The sequence below is a fragment of the Streptomyces camponoticapitis genome, from assembly GCF_014646115.1.
GTDB lineage: Bacteria > Actinomycetota > Actinomycetes > Streptomycetales > Streptomycetaceae > Streptomyces > Streptomyces camponoticapitis.
Genome location: NZ_BMMV01000007.1, coordinates 236,736 through 256,642, shown reverse-complemented (window position 1 = coordinate 256,642; position 19,907 = coordinate 236,736). Strand labels below are relative to the sequence as shown.

18 protein-coding genes are annotated in these 19,907 nt (G+C 70.9%); 12 read left to right on the top strand and 6 right to left on the bottom strand.

The features are described 5' to 3' along the window. Positions 1-163: 163 nt before the first annotated feature. From IEY79_RS13735 to IEY79_RS13715, 5 genes are all read right to left on the bottom strand, one after another. A complete protein-coding gene (locus IEY79_RS13735) occupies positions 164-1,222 on the bottom strand; it encodes a 2-oxoacid:ferredoxin oxidoreductase subunit beta (RefSeq protein ID WP_189107702.1) in 1,059 nt (352 codons plus the stop codon). Beyond that, positions 1,215-3,179 (bottom strand): 2-oxoacid:acceptor oxidoreductase subunit alpha, encoded by a 1,965-nt coding sequence (locus IEY79_RS13730; RefSeq protein WP_189107701.1) that lies wholly within the window; start codon positions 3,177-3,179, stop codon positions 1,215-1,217. The genes IEY79_RS13735 and IEY79_RS13730 overlap by 8 nt, the downstream gene beginning before the upstream one ends. A 273-nt stretch (positions 3,180-3,452) precedes the next feature. Further along, positions 3,453-4,124 carry a response regulator transcription factor gene (locus tag IEY79_RS13725; protein WP_078075602.1) on the bottom strand — a complete coding sequence of 224 codons (672 nt, stop codon included), beginning with the start codon at positions 4,122-4,124 and terminating at the stop codon, positions 3,453-3,455. Positions 4,125-4,461: 337 nt separating this feature from the next. Continuing rightward, positions 4,462-5,775: a sensor histidine kinase gene (locus IEY79_RS13720; protein WP_189107824.1), complete on the bottom strand. Its 1,314-nt coding sequence runs from the start codon at positions 5,773-5,775 to the stop codon at positions 4,462-4,464. A 202-nt stretch (positions 5,776-5,977) separates the two neighbouring features. Then, positions 5,978-7,186, bottom strand: a complete 1,209-nt coding sequence (locus IEY79_RS13715) for a sensor histidine kinase (RefSeq protein ID WP_189107700.1) — start codon at positions 7,184-7,186, stop codon at positions 5,978-5,980. A 256-nt stretch (positions 7,187-7,442) separates the two neighbouring features. Here IEY79_RS13715 and IEY79_RS13710 point away from each other — a divergent pair, with 256 nt between their 5' ends. The 12 genes from IEY79_RS13710 (at position 7,443) to IEY79_RS13655 (ending at position 18,607) form a co-directional block, all read left to right on the top strand. Beyond that, the gene (locus IEY79_RS13710) at positions 7,443-7,844 is read left to right on the top strand and encodes an NADH-quinone oxidoreductase subunit A (RefSeq protein ID WP_189107699.1); all 402 of its coding nucleotides are present in this window, start codon (positions 7,443-7,445) and stop codon (positions 7,842-7,844) included. Then, positions 7,835-8,515: an NADH-quinone oxidoreductase subunit B gene (locus IEY79_RS13705; RefSeq protein WP_229700849.1), complete on the top strand. Its 681-nt coding sequence runs from the start codon at positions 7,835-7,837 to the stop codon at positions 8,513-8,515. Before IEY79_RS13710 ends, IEY79_RS13705 begins: the two co-directional genes overlap by 10 nt. Then, positions 8,515-9,471 (top strand): NADH-quinone oxidoreductase subunit C, encoded by a 957-nt coding sequence (locus tag IEY79_RS13700; RefSeq protein ID WP_189107698.1) that lies wholly within the window; start codon positions 8,515-8,517, stop codon positions 9,469-9,471. Before IEY79_RS13705 ends, IEY79_RS13700 begins: the two co-directional genes overlap by 1 nt. Continuing rightward, positions 9,468-10,436, top strand: a complete 969-nt coding sequence (locus tag IEY79_RS13695) for a complex I subunit 1/NuoH family protein (protein ID WP_189107697.1) — start codon at positions 9,468-9,470, stop codon at positions 10,434-10,436. The genes IEY79_RS13700 and IEY79_RS13695 overlap by 4 nt, the downstream gene beginning before the upstream one ends. Further along, positions 10,437-11,015, top strand: coding sequence for a NuoI/complex I 23 kDa subunit family protein (locus IEY79_RS13690; protein WP_189107696.1), 579 nt, complete (start codon positions 10,437-10,439; stop codon positions 11,013-11,015). It begins immediately after the preceding gene. Next, complete coding sequence (locus tag IEY79_RS13685; RefSeq protein ID WP_189107695.1) at positions 11,012-11,560, top strand: NADH-quinone oxidoreductase subunit J family protein; 549 nt, start codon at positions 11,012-11,014, stop codon at positions 11,558-11,560. The genes IEY79_RS13690 and IEY79_RS13685 overlap by 4 nt, the downstream gene beginning before the upstream one ends. Beyond that, complete coding sequence (nuoK, locus tag IEY79_RS13680; protein ID WP_189107694.1) at positions 11,560-11,970, top strand: NADH-quinone oxidoreductase subunit NuoK; 411 nt, start codon at positions 11,560-11,562, stop codon at positions 11,968-11,970. Before IEY79_RS13685 ends, nuoK begins: the two co-directional genes overlap by 1 nt. Beyond that, entirely contained in the window at positions 11,967-13,973 is a 2,007-nt protein-coding gene (locus tag IEY79_RS13675) for an NADH-quinone oxidoreductase subunit 5 family protein (RefSeq protein WP_189107693.1), read from the top strand. Before nuoK ends, IEY79_RS13675 begins: the two co-directional genes overlap by 4 nt. Positions 13,974-13,976: 3 nt before the next feature. Further along, complete coding sequence (locus tag IEY79_RS13670) at positions 13,977-15,572, top strand: complex I subunit 4 family protein (RefSeq protein WP_189107692.1); 1,596 nt, start codon at positions 13,977-13,979, stop codon at positions 15,570-15,572. Beyond that, a complete protein-coding gene (locus IEY79_RS13665; protein ID WP_189107691.1) occupies positions 15,569-17,167 on the top strand; it encodes an NADH-quinone oxidoreductase subunit N in 1,599 nt (532 codons plus the stop codon). Before IEY79_RS13670 ends, IEY79_RS13665 begins: the two co-directional genes overlap by 4 nt. A 187-nt stretch (positions 17,168-17,354) precedes the next feature. Continuing rightward, complete coding sequence (gene htpX / locus IEY79_RS13660; RefSeq protein WP_189107690.1) at positions 17,355-18,218, top strand: zinc metalloprotease HtpX; 864 nt, start codon at positions 17,355-17,357, stop codon at positions 18,216-18,218. Beyond that, positions 18,215-18,607 carry a YccF domain-containing protein gene (locus tag IEY79_RS13655; RefSeq protein ID WP_189107689.1) on the top strand — a complete coding sequence of 131 codons (393 nt, stop codon included), beginning with the start codon at positions 18,215-18,217 and terminating at the stop codon, positions 18,605-18,607. Before htpX ends, IEY79_RS13655 begins: the two co-directional genes overlap by 4 nt. A 2-nt stretch (positions 18,608-18,609) precedes the next feature. On the opposite strand, the gene IEY79_RS13650 is transcribed toward IEY79_RS13655, so the two are convergent. After that, positions 18,610-19,869, bottom strand: coding sequence for an APC family permease (locus IEY79_RS13650; protein WP_189107688.1), 1,260 nt, complete (start codon positions 19,867-19,869; stop codon positions 18,610-18,612). Positions 19,870-19,907 lie beyond the last annotated feature (38 nt).

Below are 19,907 nucleotides of genomic sequence, written 5' to 3'. Positions count from 1 at the left end.
CAGTTCGACGACGGTAGCGCCGGGCGGGCCGGGCTGTCATGTCCGTATCGCAATACGGTCATGACAGCGGTGGAGTGCGGGAATGGCCGGTGACACGACGGGGCCCGGATCTCGTGGAGGAACGAGATCCGGGCCCCGGGACGTACGGACGCGGTCGGCCGGGTCAGCCGACCACCGTCCACGTGTCGTTGCCGGCGAGCAGCTGCGACAGGTCTCCCTTGCCGTTCTGCTCGACGGCCGCGTCGAGCTGATCGCTCATCAGCGTGTCGTAGACCGGCCGCTTCACACTGCGCAGCACACCGATCGGCGTGTGGTGCAGCGTGTCCGGGTCGGCGAGGCGCGAGAGCGCGAACGCCGTGGTGGGGCTGGTGGCGTGCGCGTCGTGCACCAGGATCTGGTGCTCGTTGTCCGCCGTCACCGGTACGACGACGAGATCGCCGGTCGCCGGGTCCCGTACGACACCCTTGGAGTTGTCCGCCCCGAACCGGATCGGTTCGCCGTGCTCCAGGCGGATGACCGCCTCCAGCGCGCGGTCCTTGTCCTTCAGCGCCTCGAAGGCACCGTCGTTGAAGATGTTGCAGTTCTGGTAGATCTCCACGAGCGCCGTGCCCGGGTGGTCGGCCGCCTGGCGCAGCACGCTCGTGAGGTGCTTGCGGTCGGAGTCGACGGTCCGGGCCACGAAGGACGCCTCGGCGCCGATCGCCAGCGACACCGGGTTGAAGGGCGAGTCCAGCGAGCCCATCGGCGTCGACTTGGTGATCTTGCCGACCTCGGAGGTGGGCGAGTACTGCCCCTTCGTCAGCCCGTAGATCCGGTTGTTGAACAGCAGGATCTTCAGATTGACGTTGCGCCGGAGCGCGTGGATGAGGTGGTTGCCGCCGATGGACAGCGCGTCGCCGTCACCGGTGACGACCCAGACGGACAGATCGCGGCGCGAGGTCGCGAGCCCGGTGGCGATGGCCGGCGCACGCCCGTGGATGGAGTGCATGCCGTAGGTGTTCATGTAGTACGGGAAGCGGCTGGAGCAGCCGATCCCCGACACGAACACGATGTTCTCCTTGGCCAGCCCGAGGTCCGGCATGAAGCCCTGGACGGCGGCCAGCACGGCGTAGTCACCGCAGCCGGGGCACCAGCGGACTTCCTGGTCGGACTTGAAGTCCTTCATGGACTGCTTGGCCTCGGCCTTGGGGACGAGGGAAAGCAGCTCGTTGACCTCAGGCATCGATGGCCTCCTTGAGAGCCGTGGCGAGCTGTTCGGCCTTGAACGGCATACCGTTGACCTGGTTGTAGGAGTGCGCGTCGATGAGGTACTTCGCCCGCAGGAGCGTGGCGAGCTGACCCAGGTTCATCTCCGGCACCACGACCTTGTCGTACCGCTTCAGCACCTCGCCCAGATTCCGCGGGAACGGGTTGATGTGGCGCAGATGCGCCTGCGCGATCGGGTGGCCGTTGGTGCGCAGCCGGCGCACGGCGGCGGTGATCGGGCCGTACGTGGAGCCCCAGCCCAGCACCAGCGTGCGCGCGCCGTCCGGGTCGTCCACGACGAGGTCCGGCACCTCGATGCCGTCGATCTTGGCCTGGCGGGTGCGGACCATGAAGTCGTGGTTGGCCGGGTCGTAGGAGATGTTGCCCGTGCCGTCCTGCTTCTCGATGCCGCCGATGCGGTGTTCGAGACCGGGCGTGCCGGGCACGGCCCACGGACGGGCCAGGGTGTGCGGGTCCCGCTTGTACGGCCAGAACACGTCCGTGCCGTCGGGCAGCTGGTGGTTGGGCGCCGTGGTGAACTGCACGCCCAGGTCCGGCAGTTCGTCCGGCTCGGGGATCCGCCAGGGCTCCGAGCCGTTGGCGAGGTAGCCGTCGGAGAGCAGGAAGACCGGCGTGCGGTACGTGACCGCGATCCGGGCCGCCTCGATGGCCGCGTCGAAGCAGTCCGCGGGCGTCCGCGGGGCGACGATCGGCACCGGCGCCTCGCCGTTGCGGCCGTACATCGCCTGGAGCAGGTCGGCCTGTTCGGTCTTGGTCGGCAGACCGGTCGACGGCCCGCCGCGCTGGATCGCCACCACCAGCAGGGGCAGCTCCAGCGAGACCGCCAGGCCGATCGTCTCCGACTTCAGGGCCACGCCGGGCCCGGAGGTCGTCGTCACGGCGAGGGAACCGCCGAAGGCCGCGCCGAGCGCCGCGCCGATCGCGGCGATCTCGTCCTCCGCCTGGAAGGTGCGGACGCCGAAGTTCTTGTGGCGCGAGAGCTCGTGGAGGATGTCGGACGCCGGCGTGATCGGGTACGACCCGAGGTAGAGCGGCAGATCCGCCTGGTGGGAGGCGGCGATCAGCCCGTACGACAGCGCCAGATTCCCGGAGATGTTGCGGTACGTACCGGTCGGGAACGCCTTGGTGGCGGGCGCGACCTCGTAGGAGACGGCGAAGTCCTCGGTGGTCTCGCCGAAGTTCCAGCCCGCCCGGAACGCCGCGACGTTCGCCTCGGCGATGTTCGGCTTCTTCGCGAACTTCGTCCGCAGGAACTGCTCGGTGCTCTCGGTCGGGCGGTGGTACATCCACGAGAGCAGACCCAGCGCGAACATGTTCTTCGAACGCTCGGCCTCCTTGCGGGAGAGCCCGAACTCCTTCAGCGCCTCGATCGTCAGCGTCGTCAGCGGGACCGGGTGGAGCTGGTACGCCTCCAGCGAACCGTCCTCCAGCGGCGAGGTCGTGTAGCCGACCTTCGCCATGGGGCGCTTGGTGAACTCGTCTGTGTTGACGATGATGTCGGCGCCCCGCGGCACGTCGCCGATGTTCGCCTTGAGCGCGGCCGGGTTCATCGCGACCAGTACGTTCGGCGCGTCGCCGGGGGTGAGGATGTCGTGGTCGGCGAAGTGCAGCTGGAACGAGGACACACCCGGCAGGGTGCCTGCGGGGGCGCGGATCTCGGCGGGGAAGTTCGGCAGCGTCGACAGGTCGTTCCCGAACGACGCGGTCTCCGAGGTGAACCGGTCACCCGTCAGCTGCATGCCGTCACCGGAGTCACCCGCGAAACGGATGATCACCCGGTCCAGACGGCGGACTTCCTTCGAACCGGGCACGCCGGGCGCGCCTCGCAGGACGTGCTGTTCGCCGACGACGGAATCACTCGTGTCGTCAGCCCCGTCGGCCTGCTCGGCTGGGCTACTGACCTGGCTGGTCACTGAACTGGACCTCCCTCGAGGCGGCTGCTTGGGCTGACCGGTACGACCGGCACACCCAGGGGCCACCCTACGTCGGTAAGGGTCGCCTTCCCTGGATCGCTTGTATGGTGGACGTCTTTTTGAGACGCTTCCTTGTGGCAATTTGCCATGTTTTCTCCGCCCCCGGGCGCTCTGTGTTCATCCCTGTCTGTGCCGATTTGAACTCAGTCTTTTGGACTAGGACCCATTACGTGCCCCCCACATGACCGCAGCGTCCGGCACCGCCGGCCGCCGTCATGAGTTGAGATAGGTCAGCACCGCCAGCACCCGGCGGTGATCTCCGTCACTCGGCGACAGACCCAGCTTCTGGAAGATGTTGCTGACGTGCTTCTCCACCGCGCCGTCGCTCACGACCAGCTGCCTGGCGATCGCCGAGTTCGTACGCCCCTCCGCCATCAGGCCCAGGACCTCGCGCTCCCGGGGCGTCAGACCGACCAGCACGTCCTGCTTGCGGCTGCGGCCGAGCAGCTGCGCCACCACCTCGGGGTCCAGCGCGGTGCCGCCCCTCGCCACCCGTACGACCGCGTCCACGAACTCGCGGACCTCGGCCACCCGGTCCTTGAGCAGATAGCCGACCCCCCGGCTGCTGCCCGCGAGCAGTTCCGTCGCGTACTGCTCCTCCACGTACTGGGACAGCACCAGCACCCCGATGCCGGGATGGTCCTTGCGGAGCTGGACCGCCGCCCGGACCCCCTCGTCGGTATGGGTCGGCGGCATCCGTACGTCGGCCACCACCACGTCCGGCGCCGCACCTTCACGGGCCAGGTCGCCGACGGTCTTGATCAGCGCCTCACCGTCCCCGACACCGGCGACGACGTCATGCCCGAGATCGGTCAGCAGCCGGGTCAGGCCCTCCCGGAGGAGCACCGAATCCTCGGCGATGACCACTCGTACCCTGTCCTCCACAACCCTGCCGCCCCCATGTCGATGTGCGTACGCGCTCCGCGTCCGCCCTGCGGTTCCAGCATCCCAGTATTCGTATCCGCGTGCGTCCACTGACCGGGAACTGATCAAAGCGAGAGACGTGACTCCGGCGCACCGGAACAGGGCCGAAGACGCGACTCCGGCGCACCGGACGATGTCCGGTGCGCCGTGGCCGCGTCTGTGTCCCGCCCGTCCTGGGTCTCCCGTGTCTCTCGTGGTCTCTCGTGTCTCCGGAGCCTCGTCCGGCTGTCTCGTCCGGCTGTCTCGTCCGGCCGTTTTGTCCGGCTGTCTCGTCCGGCTCCGCCCGCCCTTCACCGCGTCACTTGCGCCAGGGCAGCTCCGCCGTCACCGTCGTCGGCCCGCCGACCGGCGAGTCCACGACCAGGATTCCGTCCACCGCGTCGAGCCGCTCCGCGAGACCGGCCAGGCCGCTGCCCGAGGTGGTGTTCGCTCCGCCCCGGCCGTCGTCCGCGACCTGGAGCATCAGCCGGTCCTGCATCCGCCACACGTCCACCGAGGCACGCCCGGCCTGCGCGTGCTTGCTGACGTTCTGCAGGAGCTCGGAGACGGTGAAGTAGGCGATGCCCTCGATGGCCGCCGCCGGGCGCTGGTCCAGGTCGACCTCGACCTGGACGGGCACGGTGCAACGGGAGGCGACGGAGGAGAGCGCGGCGTCCAGGCCCCGGTCGGTGAGGACCGCGGGATGGATGCCCCGTGCCAGGTCGCGCAGTTCCTGGAGGGCCACCTTCACCTCGCCGTGCGCCTCGTCGACCATCCGCGCCGCCGCCTCGGGGTCGTCCAGCAGCTTCTCCTTCGCCAGGCCCAGGTCCATGGCCAGGGCCACCAGCCGGGCCTGCGCGCCGTCGTGCAGGTCGCGCTCGATACGGCGCAGGTCAGCGGCGGCGGTGTCGACCACGACACCGCGGTCCGACTCCAGCTCCGAGACCCGCGTGGCGAGCTTGGACGGGCCGAGGAGACCGGCGACCAACAGCCGGTCGACACCGGTCAGTCCACGGATCAGCCACGGGGAGGCGAGAACGAGGACCAGACCGACGACGCTGGTGGCGGCCGTCTCGAACGGGGTGTCCAGATAGAAGTCGTTGGTGCCGTCGCTGAAGAGGGCGATGCCGTCCTGGTCCGTGTACTCGGGGAAGACCCACTGCCACAGCGGATAGAGGAAGAGGCTCCAGCCGGTGATCACGAAGGTCACGGACGTGACGAAGGAGAACACCGCCCACGGGAAGTGCAGGAAGCCGTAGAGGAGATGCCGCCAGGAAACGCCGCTCTTGAGGACCGCGCCGACCCAGGACATCAGACCTGACTTCTTCCCCCGGACGGGCAGCGGGCTCGCTATGTCCAGACCGAGCAGGGCCCGCGCCCTCGTCCGCTCGACCGCTCCCAGGCCCCGGCAGCCGACGAGCGCGGCGGCCAGCAGCGGAATGCCGATGAAGGTCACGAGGAGCCCCGCGCTGAGCGAGACGGTCGTCACCGCGTAGACGAAGAAGAGGATGCCCATCGGAAGGTTCAGAAGGAGATAGGCGAACTCCTTCCACGCCCGGGCCGAGAACGGAGCGCGCAGTGCCGGATGAAGGGTGTGCTGTGGCGGTGTCCGCGTGCCGTAATCCGTGGCCATCGTGTCGTCCGATCTGCGAGCGGGGCGGTCGTGCTTCATGTCGTACCTCTATGCTCGGCCGCCGGCCGCGCCCGCACCATGAGGGCGGTTACCGTCTTCGCCCTGGGGTTTTCCCCACCTTCGATGGTGCGGTTTCGGACCCCCGGCGGCCGGCGCCCGGCGCAAGGCCCCGGCGCCCGCGCGCGTACGGCGCGGCCCCGGCTCACTCCCGGGCCGGCCCGCACTCCGGCTCGCGCTCGCGCCAGGGGAGTTCGGCCGTGACGATCGTCGGCCCGCCGACCGGCGAGTCCAGCACGAAGAGACCGTCGACCGCGCCCAGGCGCTCGGCCAGCCCCGCCATACCCGTCCCGCCGTCCAGCCGGGCGCCCCCGCGCCCGTCGTCCTCGATCTGGATGAGCAGCCGGTCCTTCGCCCGCCACACCTCGACACTGGCCGTGCTCGCCCCGCTGTGCTTGCTGACGTTCTGCAGGAGCTCGGAGACCGTGAAGTACGCGATGCCCTCGATCGCGGCCGCCGGGCGCCCCTCCAGCTCGACCTCGACCTTGACCGGGACCGTGCAGCGGGAGGCGATGGAGGACAGCGCGGCGTCCAGACCCCGGTCCGTCAGTACGGCCGGGTGGATGCCGCGCGCGAGATCGCGCAGTTCCTGGAGGGCCAGCTTCACCTCGCCGTGCGCCTCGTCGACCATGCTCGCCGCCGTCTCCGGGTCGTCCAGCAGCTTCTCCTTCGCGAGGCCGAGACCCATGGCCAGGGCCACCAGCCGGGCCTGCGCGCCGTCGTGCAGGTCGCGCTCGATACGCCGCAGATCGGCCGCGGCCGTGTCCACGACGACGCCCCGGTCCGACTCCAGCTCCGCGATCCGGCTCTCCAGCTCGTCGGACGGCGAGAGCAGCCCGCGGACCAGGGCCCGGTCGACGTTGGTCAGACCGCGCGCGACGAAGGGCAGCACCGGCCAGAAGACGAACAGGCCGACCGTCGTGATCGTGAAGGTCAGGATCCCCCACGGGAGCCGGATGAACTCGTACAGGACGGTCCGCCAGGCCACCGGGTCCTTCAGCCCCGACCACAGCCAGGGGAAGAATCCCTCCGCGCCGCGGGCCCGCCGCCCCCGGCGGCCCCGGAGCGGGCTCGGCTCGTCGATCCGGACCCCCAGCAGGGCCCGCGCCCGCGCCCGTTCGGCCTTCCCCAGCAGCCGCGCGCCGGACAGGCCGGCGGCGAGCCAGGGCAGACCGATCACGGTGACGGACAGAAGGACGCCGGTGGGCACGACGAACACGACGTAGACGAAGCCGGCGAGCGACAGCGGCAGATTGGCGAGGAGATGGGCGATCTCCTTCCAGGTGTGCCGGTCAAAGGCGAAACGGGGCGGCGGGGGCCGTTCGTCGTCGAAAAGGCTGTTACGGGCGGTCATAAGGCTCAAGCCTGCACGGCCGCGGGGGCGCACGCCATGGGGTGGCTGGGGGAGCGTAGGTGGGGATAACCCCACCGCCCCTTGGGAAGCCGCCCGACCAGCACCTGGGCGGACGTGTGTGGGACCCACGCATGACCCCGCCATGACTGATGCGCGACCGACTGCTTACGGTCCCTTTAGCAGGGCCTAGACTCCCGTGCGTACAGATCAGCGACCAGGATCTCGAAAACACACCGATCGGCGGAGCGAGGGGCGGGTGACGCACGTGCCGGAGCAGACCGTGCTCGCGTCGGACTACTTCCAGAGCTACTCGGTGGTCGGACTGCTCGCGGTCGTCGGCGTGCTCTTCGTCGCCGTGGCCTTCGGAGCGGGCAGACTGCTGCGGCCGGTGGTACCGACGCCGGAGAAGCTGCTCACGTACGAATGCGGCGTCGACCCGGTGGGCGAGGGCTGGGCACACACCCAGGTCCGTTACTACGTCTACGCCTTCCTCTACGTCATCTTCGCCGTCGACTCGATCTTCCTCTTCCCGTGGGCGACGGTCTTCGCGGCCCCGGGGTACGGCGCGACGACGCTCGTCGAGATGTTCATCTTCCTCGGCTTCCTGGCCGTAGGACTTCTCTACGCATGGAAGAAGGGCGTCCTCGAATGGACGTGACCCCTGCCGCAGCCGGTGCCACTTCCGCCGGTGCCACTCCCGTCGGCGGCGAGTCCGCAGCCGGGTCCGCCCCGGCGCCGGCCGCCGCCGCACCGGTCGAGCTGCCCAACCCCCAGCGCCTGGGCGTGCTTTCGCGCCTCGCGCCCCAGCCGATGAAGGTGGTCCTCAACTGGGGCCGCCGCTACAGCCTCTGGGTCTTCAACTTCGGACTCGCCTGCTGCGCCATCGAGTTCATCGCCGCCTCGATGGCCCGGCACGACTTCATCCGGCTCGGGGTCATCCCCCTGGCACCCGGCCCGCGACAGGCGGACCTGATGGTCGTGTCCGGCACGGTGACGGACAAGATGGCACCGGCGGTGAAGCGGCTCTTCGAGCAGATGCCCGAGCCCAAGTACGTGATCTCCTTCGGCGCCTGCTCCAACTGCGGTGGCCCGTACTGGGATTCGTACTCCGTCACGAAGGGCGTCGACCAGATCATCCCGGTCGACGTCTACGTACCGGGCTGCCCGCCGCGCCCCGAGGCCCTGCTCCAGGGGATCCTCAAGCTCCAGGAGAAGATCTCCCGCGAGTCGCTGGGTGAGCGTTACGGCTCCGAGGGCCGCCGGCCGAGCACCGCCGCGCTGCGCAGCGGGCTGATCGCGGCCCCGCCGACTCCGGGGGAGAGCACCTGATGACTTCGGACGCGTACGACAGCCTGCCCGACGCCGTCGCCGGGATCTTCGGCGCGGACGCCACGGCGGAGCGCGCGTACGACCTGCTGACGGTCGACGTCCCCGCCGCCTCCTGGCTGACCGCGCTCGAAACCGCCCGTGACGACTTGGGCTGCACCTACTTCGACTGGCTGAGCGCCGTCGACGAACCGGGCACCGGCTTCCGCGTGAGCGCGCATGTCGCGTCGGTCGAACGCGGGGCCGTACGGCGCCTGCTGGTCCGTACGACCGTTCCGCACGAGGCAGCCGTGCTGCCCACCGCCCTCGGGGTCTACGCGGGCGCGGGCTGGCACGAGCGCGAGACGTACGAGATGTTCGGCATCACCTTCAGCGACCACCCCAACCTGGTGCGTCTGCTGCTGCCCGAGACCTTCGAAGGACACCCGCTGCGCAAGGACTTCGTCCTGGCGGCCCGGGTCGCGAAGGCCTGGCCGGGCGCGAAGGAGCCGGGGGAGTCGGCGCCGGGCCACACGGGACCCAAGCGCCGCCAGATGCTGCCGCCGGGCGTACCGGACCCGAACGAGTGGGGCCCGCTCAAGGGCCAACTGCCGCCGGCACCCGCCCGGCCGGCCCGCACGCCCCGTGCGGCGGGGGACCGCCCGGTCCGCCGCGCCCGCAGTGTGTCGGAGGGCTCCGCGAGCCAGCAGCCGCCGGCGACCGGGCCTGAGGCGGCGCCGGAAGCGGCGCCCGCGCCGAAGGGCGCGCCGGCACCCTGGCACGACCCGCGCCCGGCCTTCGACGACCCGGCCACCGACGCGACGAGGCCCGAGCCGACGAGGCCCGAGCCGGAGAAGTCCGGGCCGACCAAGCCCGAGCCGAAGCAGTCAGGGCCCGAGGGCGAACCGGAGCCCGGTCCCGAGGCAGGGCCCGCCACCGGCGACGGCCCCGCACCCGAGCGCCCCGGAGGAGACGCGTGAACGACGTGCTCGACGTCGCCATTCGGCTGGTCATCGTCTTCGCCGCCTTCCTCCTCCTGCCCCTGATCGTCGGACAGACCGAGCACAAGGTCATGGCCCACATGCAGGGCCGTCTCGGCCCCATGTATGTCGGCGGCTTCCACGGCTGGGCCCAACTCGTCGCCGACGGCGTGAAGTTCGCGCAGAAGGAAGACATCGTCCCGGCCGCCGCCGACCGCCGGATCTTCCAACTGGCCCCGGCCGTCGCCCTGCTGCCCTACCTCCTCGTACTGGTCGTGATCCCGATCGGCCCCCAGGAGGGCGCCGTCGGCGAGGTCGTCGACGCGGGCATCTTCTTCGTGCTCGCCGTGATGGGCATCGGCGTGCTCGGCTCGCTCATGGCGGGCTGGGCGTCGGCCAACAAGTTCTCCCTGCTCGGCGGTCTGCGCACGGCCGCCCAACTGCTCGCGTACGAACTGCCCATGCTGCTCACGGCCGCCTCCGTCGCGATGGCGGCGGGCACCGTCTCGCTGCCCGGCGTCCTCAACGCCTTCGAGTGGTGGTGGGTGCCCTGGCAGATCGTCGGCGCCCTCGTCTTCTTCGTCGCCGGCCTCGCCGAACTCCAGCGCCCTCCCTTCGACATGCCGGTCGCCGACTCCGAGATCATCTTCGGCGCCTACACCGAGTACACCGGTCTGCGGTTCGCGCTGTTCATGCTCGCCGAGTACGCGGGCATCGTCGTCCTCTGCGGACTGACCACCGTCCTGTTCCTCGGCGGCTGGCACGGCCCGTTCGGCGGGGACGACGTCGGCTGGCTCTGGACCCTCCTCAAGACCGCGGTCCTCGCCTTCGTCGTGATCTGGCTGCGCGTCAGCTATCCGCGGCTGCGCGAGGACCAGCTCCAGAAGCTCGCGTGGACCGTGCTCATCCCCCTCGCCCTCGCCCAGATCGCCCTCACCGGCATCGTCAAGGTGGTGATCCAGTAAGTGGCTCCGATCCCCGGTAGCGGCCTGGCCAAGGGGCTGGCCGTCACCCTCCGTACGATGACCAGGAAGTCCGTCACCGCGCGGTACCCGGACACCCAGCCCGAACTCCCGCCCCGCAGCAGGGGCGTGATCGGCCTGTTCGAGGAGAACTGCACGGTCTGCATGCTCTGCGCCCGTGAGTGCCCGGACTGGTGCATCTACATCGACTCCCACAAGGAGACGCTTCCCGCCGCGGCCCCCGGCGGGCGCGAGCGCAGCCGGAACGTCCTCGACCGGTTCGCCATCGACTTCTCGCTCTGCATGTACTGCGGTATCTGTATCGAGGTCTGTCCTTTCGACGCGCTGTTCTGGTCACCGGAGTTCGAGTACGCGGAGACGGACATCCTGGAACTCACCCACGAGCGCGACAAACTCCGCGAGTGGATGTGGACCGTGCCGGCCCCGCCCGCCCTCGACCCGGCCGCCGAGGAGCCGAAGGAGATCGTGGCCGCCCGCAAGACGGCCGACAAGCTGGCGGCGGCCGAAGCCGCGGCGCGGGCCGCCGCGTCCGCGCCCCAGGAGCGGGAGGACGGCGAGTGACCCCCCTCGCGGCCGGCCCCGGCTTCCTCTCCCCGACCGGCGTCGAGATCGCCTTCGTCCTCGTCGGTCTCGTCACCCTCGGCGCGGCCGTCATCACGGTCACGACCAGGCAACTGGTGCACGCGGCCCTGTGGCTCGTCGTGGCGCTCGGCGGCCTGGCCATCGAATACCTGCTGCTGACAGCCGAGTTCATCGCCTGGGTGCAGGTCCTGATCTATGTCGGCTCCGTCGTCGTCCTCCTTCTGTTCGGGCTGATGCTGACGAAGGCGCCCATCGGCCGTTCCCCCGACGCGGATTCGGAGAACCGGTGGGTCGCGCTCGCGGTGGCGGTCACCGCGGCCGTCGCGCTGGTGTGGGTGGTCGTCGACGCGTTCCGTACGACCTGGATCGAGCTCGACGGCCCCGCCCAGGGGTCCACCGAGGTCTCCGGACAGTTCCTCTTCCGGCACTGGGTCCTGCCCTTCGAAGCGCTCTCCGTCCTCCTCCTCGCCGCGCTGATCGGCGCGATCGTCCTGTCCCGCAAGAGCGGCAAGGAGCAGCGCTGATGCATCTCGCCTATCCCGCCGTGCTCGCGGCGCTGCTGTTCTGCACCGGTCTGTACGGGGTGCTCGCCCGCCGCAACGCGATCCTCGTCCTCATGTCCGTCGAGCTGATGCTCAACGCCGTCAATCTCAACCTCGTCGCCTTCGACGTCTGGCTGCGCGACACCCTGCACGCCGGCCAGGCGCTCACCCTCTTCGTGATCGCCGTCGCCGCCGCCGAGATCGGCATCGGCCTGGCGATCGTCCTGATGGTCCACCGCGCCCGCGGCACCGCCGACGTCGACCGCCTCCGGGACAGCGTCGAGAGCGACGCGGCCGACGAGGCCGCGGTCAAGTCCGCCGAAGACGCGGCGGCCGAGTCCGCCCGGGCCGAAGCCGCCGCCCGGGCAAAGAAGGCTGAGGCCACCGCGTGACCACGACCACCCTCGCCGTCCTCGTCCCCCTCCTGCCGTTCCTCGGCGCGGTCGCCGGACTGCTCCTCGGCCGTACGGCCCCCGGCTTCGTCCGGCCGCTCGCCGTGCTGCCGCCGCTCGCCGCCGCCGTACTCGCCGCGCTCGTCGCCGTACGCCAGAGCAACGGGCACGACGGCCCCCGGGCACCGATCGACGCCGCGACCCAGCTCACCCCCACCGGCTCGGTCCCGATCGATCTCGCCCTGCACATCGACGGCTTCGCCGCGCTCGTCGCGATCCTCGTCGGTGTCGTCGCGACATGCGTGCAGATCTACTCGACGAGCTATCTGCGCGACGACCCGCGCTACCCCTCGTACGCCGCTCTGGTCTCCCTCTTCACCTCCGCGATGCTGCTCGTCGTCTACTCCGGCGACCTGATGGTGCTGCTGGTCGGCTGGGAGATCATGGGCATCTGCTCGTACTTCCTCGTCGGCCACTACTGGGAGACGCCCGAGGCGCGCGCCGCCTCCCTGAAGGCCTTCCTGGTCACCAAACTCGGCGATGTCCCCTTCCTGCTCGGTCTGTTCGCGCTCGCCGTCGACACCGGCACGTTCCGGATCACCGGCGTCCTCGACGCCGTCGCCAACGACGGCCTCGACCACCCCACCCTGATCGCGCTGCTGCTGATCGCCGGCGTCGCGGGCAAGTCGGCCCAATTCCCGCTGCACACCTGGCTGCCCGACGCGATGGCCGGCCCCACCCCCGTCTCCGCGCTGATCCACGCGGCGACGATGGTCGCCGCCGGTGTCTACTTCGTGGCCCGTCTCCTCCCCGTCTTCGCCGCCTCGGCGGCAGCCCTCGGCGTACTCGCCGTGCTGGGGGCGATCACCATGGTCGGCTCGGCGCTCGCCGCCCTCGCGCAGGACGACATCAAACGCGTCCTCGCCTACTCGACCATCGGCCAACTCGGCTACATGACCGGCGCGCTGGCCGTGGGCGACCGAGGCGCGGCCGTCTTCCATCTCATCTCGCACGGCGCCTTCAAGGCGCTTCTCTTCCTCGGCGCGGGCGTGATCATCCACGCGGCGGGCACCAACTCGCTCGCCGCCATGTCCCGGATGGGCGGCCTGGCCAAACGCGTCCCCGACGCCTACTGGACGATGACGATCGCGCTGCTCGCGCTCGCCGCCATCCCGCCCTTCGCCGGCTTCTTCTCCAAGGAAGCCGTCCTCGTCGCCGCCGAACACACCGCCTTCGGCGAGTCCGACATCGCGCCCGGCGCCGCAGGCTGGGTCGTGCTGGTCGCCGGTCTGCTCACCGCCCTCCTCACCGCCGCCTACGCGACGCGCCTGTGGCTCCTCGCCTTCCGGGGCCGGGGCCCCGAAGCGGCCGACCACGGCCGACAGCCCCTCGCCATGAACACCGTCCTGTGGGTGCTCGCCGTCCCCTCACTCGCCTTCGGCTTGACCGTCGGCGTCATCGCCCCCTGGCTGGACGCCGGAAGCCTCGCCCCGACGGTCACCACCTCCGTACTCGGCACGGGAGTCGCCCTCGTCGGCGGACTGGTCACCTACGGCGCCTGGAGCCACACCACGGCACTCGCCGCCCGCACCCCGATGGGCGCCGTCGCCGCGCACCCGGACGCCGAGCCCGCACTCTCCGAGGCCGAGGCCATCGCCAGCCACACCCCCGTCTACGGCGACATCGCCTCGGCCCCCGACCCGGCCGACCCCGGCCGGCTCCTGCTGGGCAGGCTCCACGGCCACGCCGCCGCCGGCTTCCACCTGGACGCCGTCTACCGCGTCCTCTTCCAGCGCCCCGTCCAGGCCGCGGCCGGGCTGGTCCGCTTCCTCGACCGCGAGGTCGTCGACACCTACGTACGCGGAGCGGGCACCGGCACCCGCTGGCTCGGCATCGCCGTACGCGGCGCGCAGACCGGCAATGTCCAGACCTACCTGGGTGCCCTGCTCGCCGGAACTGTCGTCCTGGCCATCGCCGCCGTACTCGTCGCAGCCGGAGCGTGAGCCATGATCGATATCAGCACGTCCGTGATGCAGTTCCTTCTCGCGTTCATCGTCGCCGCCCCCCTCCTGGGCGCGGCGGCCGCGCTGCTGCCCGCCCCGCCCGGACTCCGGGGCAAGAGCCCCGACCAGGCCGTCCTGCGCCACGGCGTGACCGTGACCGGCGCGATCCTCATCGCCGCGATCGTCCTCGCGCTCGGCTTCGACCACGACCAGCCGTCGAGGATGCAGGCCACGACGGACATCAGCTGGATCGCCGCACTCGACGTGCGGATCCACCTCGGTGTCGACGGCATCTCTCTCCCCCTTCTGGTCCTGACCGCACTGCTGACCTTCCTCTGCGCGCTCTACAGCTACTTCAAGCTCCCGGCCGGCCCCTCCCCGAAGGCATTCGTCGCCCTGCTGCTCGTCCTCGAATCCGGCACCCTCGCGACCTTCGCCGTCCTCGACCTGCTGCTCTTCTTCCTCGCCTTCGAGATGGTGCTCATCCCGATGTACTTCCTCATCGCCCGCTGGGGCGGTGAGGAACGGCAGGCCGCCGCCTGGAAGTTCATCCTCTACACGCTGCTCGGATCCGTGGTCATGCTGCTCGGCCTGCTGCTCGTCGGGCTGCACGCGGGCACATTCGACATGGTGGCACTCGCCACTGACAACGGCCGTGGGCTGAGTACATCCGTGCAGATCACGGCCGTTCTGGCGATCGGGATCGGGCTCGCGGTCAAGACCCCGATGTGGCCGCTGCACAGCTGGCTCCCGGACGCCCACACCGCCGCCCCGACCGTCGGATCCGTCCTTCTCGCCGGGGTCATGCTCAAGATGGGTACGTACGGATTCGTCCGCATCATCCTGCCGATCGCACCCGACGGCATGCGGACCTTCGCGCCGTACCTCGCCGCCTTCGCCGTCGCCGGCATCATCTACGGCTCCCTGGCCTGCCTCGCCCTCGCCCGGCAGGGCGCGGGCGGCGACCTCAAGCGCCTGATCGCGTACTCCTCCGTCGGTCACATGGGCTTCGTGCTCCTCGGCATCGCGTCCATGACCCCCACCGGTGTCAACGGCGCGCTCTTCGCCAACGTCGCCCACGGCCTCATCACGGGCCTGCTCTTCTTCCTGGTCGGAGCGCTCAAGGACCGCTACGGCACCGCCGACCTCGACACCCTCGCCGGCGCCACCGGCGCGGCGCTGTACGGCCGGGCACCACGCCTCGGCGGTCTGCTCGCCTTCGCCGCCGTCGCCTCGCTCGGACTGCCCGGTCTCGCCGGATTCTGGGGCGAGATGCTCGCCATGTTCGGCGCCTTCGACCCCGCGGACGGGCTCAGCCGCCCCGCCTTCGTCACCTTCACGGCGATCGCCTGCTTCGGCACGCTCCTCACCGCCGCGTACCTGCTGATCGTGGTCCGCCGCGTCTGCATGGGCGTCGTCCAGCAGGCCGGGGCGGAAGAGTCCGGCCCGACGCCCGAACTCGCCGACGTCCACGGCTACGAACTCGCCGCGTGGACCCCGCTCGTCGCCCTCACCGTCCTCGCCGGACTCTGGCCCGCCGTCCTCCTCGGCCTCACCGACCCGGCCGTGCAGAAGCTCCTCGCAGGAGGCAAGTCGTGACCGTGGCCGCTGCCCAGGGCGCCGACAGCGCCGCGAACCTCGTCCAGTCCGTCGACTGGCTCGCCATCGCGCCCCCGGCCCTCACCGCCGCTGTCGCCCTGACCGTCCTGATCGCCGACCTGTTCGTCCCCGAACGCCGGAAACCGCTCCTCGGCGCCCTCTCCGTCGCCGGCCTCGCCGCCGCGCTCCTCCTGCTCGTCCCGCTCCGCTCCGGCGACCGGTCCACCTTCTGCCTGACGGCGGAGCCCGAGGTGTGCAGCTACACGGCCGACCACTTCACGCTCGTCATCCAGCTCCTGGTGCTCGGCGGCGCGCTGCTCACCGCGCTGCTCTCCGTCACCGAACTCGACGGAGGCAAGGCCGCCGGCACCGGCCACAAGCTCCCGGCGGGCGAATTCTGGTTCCTGCTGCTCTCCTCTGCCTCCGGCGCGGCTCTGCTGCCCGCCGCCCGCGACCTCGCGACCCTCGTCGTCGCCCTCGAAGTCGCCACCCTCCCCGCCTTCGCGCTGGTCGGCCTCAAGCGCGGCGACCGCCTCTCGTCCGAGGCGGCGCTGAAGTTCTTCCTGTCCTCCGTGACGGCCACCGCCGTCATGCTGCTGGGCGTGAGCTTCGTGTACGCGGCCACCGGCTCCCTGCATCTGACCGAGATCGCCGCCGGGCTCGACGACGTCCCCGGAAAGCTCGAAACCCTCGCCTCGGCGGGCGTCGCCCTGACCCTCGTCGGCTTCGCCTTCAAGGCCGCCGCCGCGCCCTTCCACTTCTGGGTCCCCGACACCTACGTCGGCGCGCCCCTGCCCATCGCCGCGTACCTCTCCGTCGTCAGCAAGGCCGTCGGCTTCTCCGGCCTGATCCTGGTGACGGTCATCGCCTTCCCGAGCCACTCCGACGTCTGGGGCCCCGCCGTCGCCGTGCTCGCCGCGCTCACCATGACCGTCGGCAACGTCGCCGCGCTGCGCCAGGCGCCCACGCGCGCGTGGAGCGCGGTACGCCTCCTCGCGTGGTCGTCCGTCGCCCAGGCCGGCTATCTGCTGGTGCCGGTCGCGGCGGCGGCGTACGCCGGCACGGACCAGATCGGCTCCACCGTCGCGTACGCCCTGATGTACGCCGTCGTGAACCTCGGTGCCTTCGCCGTCGCCGCCCTGGTCGCCCGTACGAACCCCCTGAACCGGCTCGCGGACTACCGCGGCCTCGCCTCCGAGCGCCCGCTCGTCGCGCTGGCCATGGGCTTCTTCCTGCTCTGCCTCGCCGGACTGCCGCCCGGCATCGTCGGCCTCTTCGCGAAGGTCACGGTCTTCTCCTCGGCCGTCGACGCGGGCCTCGGCTGGCTGGCCGTCGTGATGGCCGTCAACGTCGTCATCGCGCTTTTCTACTACCTCCAGTGGACGGCGGTCATCTTCCGCGCCCCCGAGACGGCCGAGGACGGCCGCCCGGAGACGGCGGCGCCGGCCCCCGTCCTCCAGCCCGCCGGCACCCTCGTCGCCCTGCGCGCCCCGGCCCCCGTGCTCGCCGCGATCGGCCTGACCGCCGCCGCCGGCGTCGCCCTGTCGGGAGCGCCCCAGCTGGTCCTCCGCTTCGCCGCCGAAAGCCTCTTCTGAGGCGCTCTCCGGCCCTGGAACCCGCCCCACCCGCACCCTCCGCCACCCGTACGGCGTACACCCCCGCGCGGATGCGCCAGGGAACCCGTGACCCTCGCCTGGCGTTGACCAGTAAGGAAGGGTCCACTGGAGAGTGGAGCAGCATCAGGTAAAGGGTTCCCCTGCCGCACGATTTGGAGGGCGCTCCGTGCACCGCCGGCACAACGGGTTGAGGACCGCCGCACTCCTCGGGGGACTGTCCGCACTCATCATCGTCATCGGCAGCGTTTTCGGCAGGATGGGGCTGATCATCGCGGTCGTGATCGCGCTCGGGACGAACGCGTACGCCTACTGGAACAGCGACAAGCTCGCCCTGCGCGCCATGCGCGCACGACCGGTGAGCGAGTTCGAGGCGCCGGAGCTCTACCGCATCGTCCGCGAGCTCTCCACGGCCGCGCGGCAGCCGATGCCACGGCTCTACATCTCGCCGACCCAGGCGCCCAACGCGTTCGCCACCGGCCGCAATCCCCGTAACGCCGCCGTCTGTTGTACGGACGGGATCCTCCAGATCCTGAACGAGCAGGAGTTGCGCGGAGTGCTCGGCCATGAGCTGAGCCATGTCTACAACCGCGACATCCTCATCTCGTCCGTCGCCGGCGCCCTCGCCTCGGTCGTCATGTTCCTGGTGAACTTCGCCTGGCTCATCCCCATCGGCCGCTCCGACGACGACGAGGGCCCCGGCATCGTCGGCCTGCTCCTGGTGATGCTCCTCGGCCCGCTGGCCGCCTCGGTGATCCAGCTGGCCGTGAGCCGTTCCCGGGAGTACGAGGCGGACGCGTCCGGCGCGCAGCTCACCGGCGATCCGCTGGCCCTCGCGAGCGCCCTGCGCAAGCTCGAAGCCGGTACGAAGCAGCTGCCGCTGCCGCCCGAGCCGCGGATCGAGACGGCGAGCCACCTGATGATCGCCAACCCGTTCCGCCCTGGGCAGGGTGTCTCGAGAATGTTCTCCACGCATCCGCCGATGGCGGAGCGCATCGCCCGACTAGAGCAGATGGCAGGTGGCCGTCCATGAAGACAATCCTCAACATCATCTGGCTCGTTCTGAGCGGTTTCTGGCTGTTCCTCGGTTACATCCTCGCGGGGCTGCTTCTGTGCGTCACGATCATCGGCATCCCCTTCGGGGTGGCCGCGTTCCGTATCGCCCGATACGCGCTGTGGCCGTTCGGCTACACGACGGTGGAGCGCCGCGACGCCGGATCCCCGTCGTTCGTCGCCAACGTGCTGTGGGTGATCCTGGCCGGCTGGTGGCTCGCCCTCGGCCATATCTTCACCGGGCTCGCCCTCTGCGTGACGATCATCGGCATCCCGCTGGGCATCGCCAACTTCAAGCTGATCCCCGTCTCGCTGCTGCCCTTCGGCCGCGACATCGTCCGTACGGACGAGGCGTTCGCTGGCTGGTGACCTCAGCGGCGCCGGACGCCGTACCAGGCCGCACCCAGCAGCAGCACCGCGGCCCCTGACACGACCGACGGGCCGGGCAGCGCGAAGGCCAGCACGACACAGCCCATGAGTCCGACCGCTGCCCGTATCCGCACCAGCCGCGAACCGAGCGTCCACGCCGACGCGTTGGCGATCGCGTAGTACGCCAGCACCCCGAAGGACGAGAAGCCGATCGCCCCGCGCACGTCCACCGTCGCCGCCAGCACGGCCACCACCCCGCCCACCGCCAGCTCGGCCCGGTGCGGCACCTGGAACCGGGGATGCACGGCTGCCAGTGCGCGCGGCAGATGCCCGTCCCGCGCCATCGCCAGCGTCGTACGGGAGATCCCGAGGATCAGGGCCAGCAGCGCCCCGAGGGCCCCCACGGCGGCCCCGACGCGCACCACGGGCACCAGCCAGGACGCCCCGGCGGCCCGTACGGTATCGGCCAGAGGGGCCGCGGATCGCCCCAACCCGTCCGCGCCGAGGACCGACAGGGCCGCGACCGCCACGCACGCGTAGACGGCCAGCACCAGGCCGAGAGCCAGCGGGACGGCGCGCGGGATCGTACGGGCGGGGTCGCGCACCTCCTCGCCGAGCGTGGTGATGCGGGCGTATCCGGCGAAGGCGAAGAAGAGCAGCCCGGCCGCCCCCAGCACCCCGTGCGCCGAGACCGACCCTGCCCCCGACCCTGCTTCCGTGTCGGCCTCCGTACCGAGGCCGAGCCCCAGCCGTCCCGCGTCCGCCGCGTCCGATCCGAGGGAGACGACCACGACGGCCGCGAGGACCGCCAGCACCACCGCCACGATCACCCGCGTCAGCGTCGCCGACTTCCGCACACCGCCGTAGTTCACCGCGGTCAGGACCACCACCGCCGCGACCGCCACCGCGTGCGCCTGCCCCGGCCACACGTACGCCCCGACCGTCAGTGCCATCGCCGCGCACGAGGCGGTCTTGCCCACCACGAACGCCCAGCCCGCCAGCCACCCCCAGAACGCGCCCAGCCGCTCACGGCCGTACACGTATGTGCCACCCGAAGCGGGGTAGTCGACCGCGAGCCGGGCCGACGACATCGCGTTGCAGTACGCCACCAGGGCGGCCACCGCCAGCCCCCACAGCAGGCCGGTTCCGGCCGCCCCGGCGGCGGGCCCGAGCGCGACGAACACGCCCGCCCCGAGCATCGCCCCCAGCCCCACGACCACGGCGTCGAAGACTCCCAGCGTGCGACGCAGTTGCTGTGTCATACGCCGCACGCTATCGACGTCCGCAACCGCGGCCCGCC

Bases quoted from the DNA above. Each gene is read 5' to 3' on its own strand.
- IEY79_RS13720 (WP_189107824.1), bottom strand. From the start codon at position 5,775: ATGGCCACGGATTACGGCACGCGGACACCGCCACAGCACACCCTTCAT.
- IEY79_RS13715 (WP_189107700.1), bottom strand. From the start codon at position 7,186: ATGACCGCCCGTAACAGCCTTTTCGACGACGAACGGCCCCCGCCGCCC.
- IEY79_RS13670 (WP_189107692.1), top strand. From the start codon at position 13,977: ATGATCGATATCAGCACGTCCGTGATGCAGTTCCTTCTCGCGTTCATC.
- nuoK (WP_189107694.1), top strand. From the start codon at position 11,560: ATGCATCTCGCCTATCCCGCCGTGCTCGCGGCGCTGCTGTTCTGCACC.
- IEY79_RS13650 (WP_189107688.1), bottom strand. From the start codon at position 19,869: ATGACACAGCAACTGCGTCGCACGCTGGGAGTCTTCGACGCCGTGGTC.
- IEY79_RS13735 (WP_189107702.1), bottom strand. From the start codon at position 1,222: ATGCCTGAGGTCAACGAGCTGCTTTCCCTCGTCCCCAAGGCCGAGGCC.
- IEY79_RS13700 (WP_189107698.1), top strand. From the start codon at position 8,515: ATGACTTCGGACGCGTACGACAGCCTGCCCGACGCCGTCGCCGGGATC.
- IEY79_RS13655 (WP_189107689.1), top strand. From the start codon at position 18,215: ATGAAGACAATCCTCAACATCATCTGGCTCGTTCTGAGCGGTTTCTGG.
- IEY79_RS13705 (WP_229700849.1), top strand. From the start codon at position 7,835: ATGGACGTGACCCCTGCCGCAGCCGGTGCCACTTCCGCCGGTGCCACT.